At 54.2% G+C, this 7676-nt stretch carries 5 protein-coding genes; 3 read left to right on the top strand and 2 right to left on the bottom strand.

Translation table 11 applies throughout. The annotated features are described in order from the left end of the window. The coding region (locus tag R6U67_RS13680; RefSeq protein ID WP_410253061.1) for an SUMF1/EgtB/PvdO family nonheme iron enzyme at window positions 1-1579 on the bottom strand (1579 nt) is incomplete at its 3' end. Window positions 1580-1747: 168 nt separating this feature from the next. On the opposite strand from R6U67_RS13680, the gene R6U67_RS13675 reads away from it, so the two are divergent. Together R6U67_RS13675 and R6U67_RS13670 are read left to right on the top strand one after the other, a co-directional pair. Further along, window positions 1748-2854 (top strand): type II secretion system protein N, encoded by a 1107-nt coding sequence (locus tag R6U67_RS13675; RefSeq protein WP_410253060.1) that lies wholly within the window; start codon window positions 1748-1750, stop codon window positions 2852-2854. A gap of 139 nt (window positions 2855-2993) precedes the next feature. Then, window positions 2994-3569: a TIGR04376 family protein gene (locus R6U67_RS13670; protein ID WP_410253059.1), complete on the top strand. Its 576-nt coding sequence runs from the start codon at window positions 2994-2996 to the stop codon at window positions 3567-3569. Window positions 3570-3627: 58 nt separating this feature from the next. On the opposite strand, the gene R6U67_RS13665 is transcribed toward R6U67_RS13670, so the two are convergent. Then, window positions 3628-4185 carry a hypothetical protein gene (locus R6U67_RS13665; RefSeq protein WP_410253058.1) on the bottom strand — a complete coding sequence of 186 codons (558 nt, stop codon included), beginning with the start codon at window positions 4183-4185 and terminating at the stop codon, window positions 3628-3630. A 597-nt stretch (window positions 4186-4782) separates the two neighbouring features. Here R6U67_RS13665 and topA point away from each other — a divergent pair. Then, window positions 4783-7455 (top strand): type I DNA topoisomerase, encoded by a 2673-nt coding sequence (topA, locus tag R6U67_RS13660; protein WP_410253057.1) that lies wholly within the window; start codon window positions 4783-4785, stop codon window positions 7453-7455. Window positions 7456-7676 lie beyond the last annotated feature (221 nt).

Here is a 7676-nt window from a genome sequence, read left to right as displayed (position 1 = left end):
TTGCTGAAGGTTTTTGATAACGATTATCATTCACAGTCTCATCCCAGACGCGACCATCCCCAGGCGCACCCTGATAATTCCCATGGAAGGGGTCAAAACACCACTCCCAAACATTGCCATGACAATCATACAAGCCAAAGCCATTGGGGGGGAAATTTGCCACTGGGGTAGTTTCTTTTCGATATTGTCCTTTGGCTTCCTCGGCAACGGTATAGTTCCCGTCATAATTGGCTAAATCCGTGGTGAGTGCTTCCCCAAAGGCAAAGGGGGTCGTCGTCCCGCCACGACAGGCATATTCCCATTCTGCCTCGCTGGGGAGGCGATAGTCTTTGCCCGTCAGCTTGCTCAATCGAGCGCACCACTCCACCGCATCATACCAAGAGACCTGTTCAACCGGACGATTTCCGCCTTTGAACTCAGATGGGTCGGGGTTCAAAGGCCGGACAATTTTGCCCACTTGCGTCACCACCACCCGCCATTGGTCTTGGGTGACGGGGGTTTTGCCCATCAAAAAGGGGGAAACCTGGACTGAATGCTGGGGACTTTCCCGCTTAAACCCTTCTCTATTATACTTTTTACACAACCGCTCAATTTCCGCCTCTTCGGTTCCCATCAAAAAGGTTCCACCGGGGAGTTGCACCATCTCCAACTGCACCCCTTGACCTAAATCTTGGGGATAGTACTGCGCTTGACCGGGGATTGTTTCAATAATGTTTCCCTGACGGTTAACCCGTACGGTCTGGAAATGAAAGGACGGTAACCCTCTTTCAGTATTAGGCAACAAGGCCAACCAGTCTGCCACGGTTTGGGGGCGATCTCCTGGTTCCACCGCCATCCCCTGTTTAATCGCGTTTTGCAGGTCTGGCGACCAATGCTTAGGAATCGCCAGGCGATCGCGCCTCAGCCGCATCGTAGCAATCGGTGGCAAGGTCCCCGTTAACACATAGTACAGGGTCGCCGCCAAGGCATAGACATCGGTAAATTCTCCCCGATGTTCCTGCTCATCGTACTGCTCAATGGGGGCAAAACAGGGCGTAAGAGCGATGGTGTGGGTTTGGGTCAAATTGGGGATAAACTCCCGCGCAATGCCAAAATCAATCAACACCGCCTCATCAGCGGGCAACCGCACCATAATGTTCTGGGGCTTAATATCCCGATGCAGCAATCCCTTCTCGTGCATCACCATCAACGCTTCCCCCACCTCTCGGATATAGCGCAACGCCACATCCTCGGATAACGCCCCGCCACGCAAGACGCGATCGCCCAAATCCTGCCCCTGAACATACTCCATCACCATACAGGGCAACCCCTCATGGTTAAAATGGTTCTCCACCTGGACAATGTGGCGATGGCGACAGATGGCGATTTTGGCGGTTTCCCGGTCAAAGTCCCGCAGAAACTTATCTCGATAGGGGCTATACTGCGCCTCAGTCATCACCTCATCCTTGAGGGTTTTCAGCACAAACGCGCGACCCCTGGGACCTTTGACGAGGTAGGTGATGCCGAAACCGCCCACTTTGAGCCGCTTTTCAATGGTGTAGCGGTTCCCAAAAATTTTCTGACCCGGTTGCCAAACCATAGACCCCAACGAGAGACTTCCTCCAGTTTACCGGATTAGGAGGTCTCTCGGAATTTCAGGCGATCGCCCCTCTGGGGTGTTCTCCAAGAGAAACGATGCTCTATAATTTTGGGAAGTAACTGATCGACTCTTGAACCTACCGCCATGTCGGATAACCGCTCCACTCCTATGCCAACCGACCAACGCGATCGCCCAATCAACCCCCACGGTCAAGCCGACGCCGATCGCCTCTTAAATGAGGTATTCCGAGACGTCGATCAGATGCTCGATCGCACCCAGGAACTCCCCCAAGAACCGGCGAACCATAAACCCATCGCCCTAAAACCGCTTCAAGTTCCCCCGATTGTGGTGCAGCCCCTCGTCGCCCCGGCGGTACAACCCCCAGCCGTCGAGTCTCCCTCAGTGGAAGTGGCCATCAACTCCCAGGGAAAACGGGCTGAAGATAAAAGCTTAGTTTGGTTCGATCGCCTTCTCCTCGGAGGCGCCTTTGTCTCCCTAGCCGTCGTCTTAGGCTTATGGTTGTTTAACCGAGGCTATTTCCGTCAGAGCGTTGACGAACAACCCGCTCAGAGCGACAGCCGTAGCACCACAGCCCCCGTTCTGGAGAATGCAGGAACCGCCAGCGACGAAGAGTTTATCGCCTATATGGGCCAAGCCCTCGATCGCATCGAAAACCGTCCCGCCTTACCCCCTCTAACCGAGTCATCCGTCCCGACCGCCCCCTCAGAAACAGGCACCCTTAACATCCCCGTTGACGGCACATCCCCTAACGCCGTCGCTCAATCCCTGACGCGCATCGCCAACGCCCTAGAACGTCAATCTTTAACACAAGTTCCTCTACCCAGTCTTCCCACTGAGAACACAACGGAAGGCCCCGTCGCCGAGGCTGAGAGTGAAGGGGATGCCAATGAGGGAGATGAAACCACAGTGCGAGTCCCCCAACTTCCTGAGATTGCCGAAGAAGCCCCCAGTCCCCCACCCAACACCGCCGCCGTCACCCCGGCGGCCAAACAACCCACCCCCTCTGAGCGACCCGCCGATGAGCAACAAACGGCGGCCGCTCCAGCCGGGGTTTATGCTTTAGTGGGAACCCTAGAACGAGGTGAAGGCCAACAGCCCGCTGCCTTGTTTGAGGTGAATGGCTCCCCCCGCTGGATTGATATCGGTCAGTCGATTGGTGACAGTGGCTGGACCTTGTCCGAGGTGACGGGCGATCGGGTTTCGGTACGTCGAAACGGTGAAACTCGCACAATTTATGTAGGACAACAGTTTTAGCCGACGACCCCAGATTATTTCTATTCCCTGTTCCCTGTTCCCTATTCCCTGTTCCCTGTTCCCTATTCCCTGTTCCCTATTCCCTGTTCCCTGTTCCCTGTTCCCTATTCCCTGTTCCCTATCTAAAAAAAATACTATCGTGGGTTTATTTGAAGATTTCAGTCAATTTCTAGAAACTCGTTTAGAAGAATTTTTAGCGGCCCATCCCCACTTGGAACTGCAAGCGTTAGAAGAACAATTGCGGGAACAAGAACAAGATACCCTGCGTTTAATTGCCAGTTTGCAAACTCAAGAAGAACGCCTAGAAGCCGATATCTTAGACACCGCTCAAGATATCCAACGTTGGCATATTCGTATCCAAAAAGCCCAGGCCGCCGGCCGCGAGGATCTCGTCAAACCGGCCCAAGAGCGAGAAGCCCTGCTGCTGCGGCGAGGGAACCAACTCTGGGGACAACGCCTCGGGGTTCAAGAACGGCTTGAGCAAGCCAAAACCTTAAAGCAAAATATCCAATCTCGTCGCCAAGAAGTTCACGCCAAAGCCGCCCAATTACGGGCCGAACAGGCTCAATTTAGCCAAGAACGGGTGTCGAGTTGGGATAATCCCACCAGCAACACCCGCTTCCAAAAACCGGCCGCAGATCCCCTAGAACAAGTCTTTAGTGATTGGGAAACTGAAGACGAGTTGAATCAGTTAAAACGACAAATGGGCCAATAAATGGGGCAACAAATAGGCTAATCGAGAAGCCGGATTCACCCTTGTCTTTTTAATCGAGTTAATCGAGATAACCCATCAAAGAGTCGATATCCGCCGTTGCGTTGGCGGCGACGGGGCGGTTGCCCATGATGGTCACCGTGTCGCTAATCATCAAGGTACTCGCCGACACCGGACGCACCCCTGAAGACTGGATTGTGGAACTGATTTTCATGTTGCTGACGGACACCGGACGATTCCCCATGGTGTTATAGGTTTCGCTGATGGCGAGGGTGCTGGCAGAAATGGGACGGATGCCGGAGGCTTTCATGGTATGAGTGAAATCTACATCATTGGAAAAGATCGGACGTAAGCCGCCCACGGCTGAAAACGTATCGACGATTTCTCGGTGGCTGATGCCCACGGGACGATTTCCGGGAAGATAATCCGCCGGTTTGAGATCGAGGGCTTTACGGGCATCCGAACCCTGAACTGCTAGGGCTGAGGCCTGCTCTTTTTCTTGCTGAGTTTTGTTCTCCTCAGCCTTAGAAGAACTGGTACTACGGGTTTTCGTAGTCCGAGTTTTCGCCCCACTGCTGCGGGTTGTGGACTTATCGGCGGGTTGTTCAGTGGTACTCATTACTAAAATCTCGTATTTGACAACACATTGGAATGATTGGCGGGGGAGTCCCCCAGTTAGATTAGAATAGGCGATCGCGACTCACCTGCCCCTAAGACCCATTCAGGTTGGAGGGAATCCCCTGAAACGGACAATTCCGACTCACATGCAGAAAGCCCATGATTCAATAGGTTTTAGCTATGAGTTTAGAATTGGGTAAGCTTTTTTGTAAAGGACTCTTAACCCTATGATACATAGTCTTTGCCCGGTGGCGATCGCCGCGAGTGACTAGAAAAGCTAATCATCACCTTTACCGGCCGTTATCAGTCCCCCATCAGTCCCTCATCAGTCCGTTATCCCGGCCGAGGACCTCACAGACGCTCCCGATCCCCAGCAGAGATTTCCCGCCCCATCTCCAAAGCGGTCAAGGTCTTGCATCTCAAGCCTTTGCGCCCTCCTAGACTCAAAGGGTTTGCCCAGAGAATCCGGGAATTTTGCCCCCTATCGATTGTCGATTACCAACAATCGGATATATGGTTGAGATCAAAGCCCCCTAGGATTGAGATCTCCTCAACCCTGCCGAGTCACGCTAACGTCACTGGTCGAACTAGAACCTCCATGTCAACCCTGGTCATCGTCGAATCCCCTACCAAAGCGCGTACCATCCGCAAATATCTCCCTAACGACTACCAGGTCGAAGCCTCCATGGGACATATTCGCGATCTGCCTCAGTCTGCCAGCGAAATTCCGGCCGCCGTCAAAAAAGAGAAATGGTCGCAACTCGGCGTAAATGTCGAGGCAGACTTCGAGCCGATTTACGTCGTCCCCAAAGATAAGAAAAAGGTCGTCAAGACCCTCAAAGATGCCCTAAAGAACGCCACAGAACTGGTTTTGGCCACAGACGAAGACCGGGAAGGGGAGAGCATTAGCTGGCACTTATTGCAAGTGCTTAAGCCCAAAGTCCCCACCAAGCGCATGGTCTTCCATGAAATCACCGAAGAGGCCATCCAAAGCGCCCTCCATAACTGCCGAGATCTCAACGAACAGCTCGTTCACGCCCAAGAAACCCGGCGCATCCTCGATCGCCTCGTCGGCTATACCCTCTCCCCCCTCCTCTGGAAGAAAATCGCCCCCAAACTCTCCGCCGGCCGAGTTCAGTCCGTAGCGGTGCGACTGATTGTCATGCGCGAACGCGAACGGCGGGCCTTCCGCATGGGGTCTTACTGGGACTTAAAAGCCCATCTAACGAAAGACAACACCCCCTTCGATGCCAAACTCATTAGCCTCGATGGGACGAAGGTGGCCACCGGCAGCGACTTCGACGAAAACACCGGACAAATTAAAGCCGGCCGCAACGTTCAACTGCTAAACCAGTCAGACGCCAATGCCCTCAAAGAGCGGTTATTGGGCAAACCCTGGAATGTCAGCAACTTTGAAGAGCGCAGTTCCCGCCGTAAACCCGCGCCTCCCTTCACCACCTCGACACTGCAACAGGAAGCCAACCGCAAACTACGGCTATCGGCCCGCGATACCATGCGCGTCGCTCAGAGCCTCTATGAGAACGGTTACATTACCTATATGCGGACCGACTCCGTGCATTTATCGGAGCAGGCGATCGCCGCCGCCCGAGACTGCGTCACGCAGATGTACGGGCCAGACTACCTCAGCCCCAAACCCCGGCAATATGCCACCAAAAGCAAAGGCGCTCAGGAAGCCCACGAAGCCATCCGCCCCGCCGGAAATCGTTTCCGCACCCCCCGTGAAACCGGACTCAAAGACCGAGAACTGGCCCTCTATGACCTCATCTGGAAACGCACCGTCGCCTCCCAGATGGCCGAAGCGCGGCAAACCTCCCTCTCCGTGGATTTAAGCGTCGAGAATGCTCTCTTCCGGGCCAACGGTAAGCGCATCGACTTTCCCGGCTTCTTTCGCGCCTATGTCGAAGGGTCCGATGACCCTGATGCGGCCCTAGAGAACCGTGAGGCCATTCTACCGGCCTTGGCCGTGGGCGATCGCCCCGACTGCCAAGACATCGAAGCCGTCGGTCACGAAACCCAGCCCCCCGCCCGCTTCACCGAAGCCTCCCTCGTCAAAACCCTCGAAAGTGAAGGAATTGGCCGGCCGAGTACCTACGCCAGCATCATCGGCACCATCATCGATCGCGGCTACGCCCAGATGAGCAACAACGCGCTCGTTCCCAGCTTTACCGCCTTCGCCGTCTGTAGCTTGCTAGAAAACTACTTCCCCGACCTAGTGGACTTACATTTCACCGCCAAAATGGAAGCCACCCTCGATCGCATCTCCACCGGAGACGTAGACTGGATTCCCTATTTACGAGAGTTTTACTCCGGCGAAAAGGGCCTAGACACCCAAGTTCGGCAACAAGAAGACCAAATCGAACCCACCGAAGCCAAAACCATTGTCCTAGAGAATCTACCGGTGAACGTTCGCATCGGTAAATTTGGCCCCTACCTAGAAACCGAAAAAGACGGCGAAACCATCACCGCCTCGATTCCCCAAAACCTCACCCCCTCCGACTTAGATCCCGAACAAGTCGAAGTCTTATTACGGCAAAAAACCGAGGGTCCCGAGAAACTGGGAATGCACCCCGACACCGGGGAACCGATTTACATCCTCATCGGCAGTTATGGCCCCTATGTCCAACTCGGGGAAGTCACCGACGAGAATCCCAAACCAAAACGGGCCTCCCTCCCCAAAGGTCAAACCCCTGAAACCATTACCCTAGAAACTGCCGTCGGCTTATTGTCCCTTCCCCGGTTACTGGGGGTTCACCCGGAAACCGGCAACAAAGTTCAAGCGGGTTTAGGTCGTTTTGGTCCCTATATTGTCCACAAAAAGGGGGGCGAAGATGGCAAAGACGACTATCGCTCGATTAAAGCCTCATCTGATGATGATGTCTTGACCATTACCCTAGACCGGGCCTTAGAGATGTTAGCCGAACCGAAACGGGGTCGCGGTCGCCGAGGAAGCAAGAAGAAGCCCCTGCGGGAGTTGGGAGACCATCCCACCGACAAAGAACCGGTGAACATCTATGATGGTCCCTATGGCCCTTATATTAAGTACAAACGCAAAAACATCTCGATTCCTGATGGGGAGTCAGCCGAGGAGTTGACCCTAGAACGGGCGGTGGAGTTAATTGCGGCCAAGTCGTCGTCTCGTAAGTCGTCCTCTCGTAAATCTTCGACCAGTAAACGCAAAACCACCTCGAAGAAATCCTCAACAACGAAGCGGAAAACCACCTCGAAAAAGGGGTCTAAATCGGACAGCTAAGCAAGACCTGGGGGAGCCGGAACCACACCGGCCATTCCAGAGTAAGAGACCGAGTTTCTTCAAGAAACCCGGTCTCCCGTCTTCGACCGAAGTTGTCATATCTTGAAAACCCTTTCCCCTTCCTCCTTCCTCTTTCCTTCCTCGTACCATGGCTCTGCCGTGGTTTCCTCGTTTCCTCGTACCATGGCTCTGCCGTGGTACGCGCTTCGGCGGCTCTGCCG

This window comes from Sodalinema sp. (genome assembly GCF_046483825.1).
Lineage (GTDB): Bacteria > Cyanobacteriota > Cyanobacteriia > Cyanobacteriales > Geitlerinemataceae > Sodalinema.
This window is presented reverse-complemented; position numbering and strand designations above follow the sequence as displayed.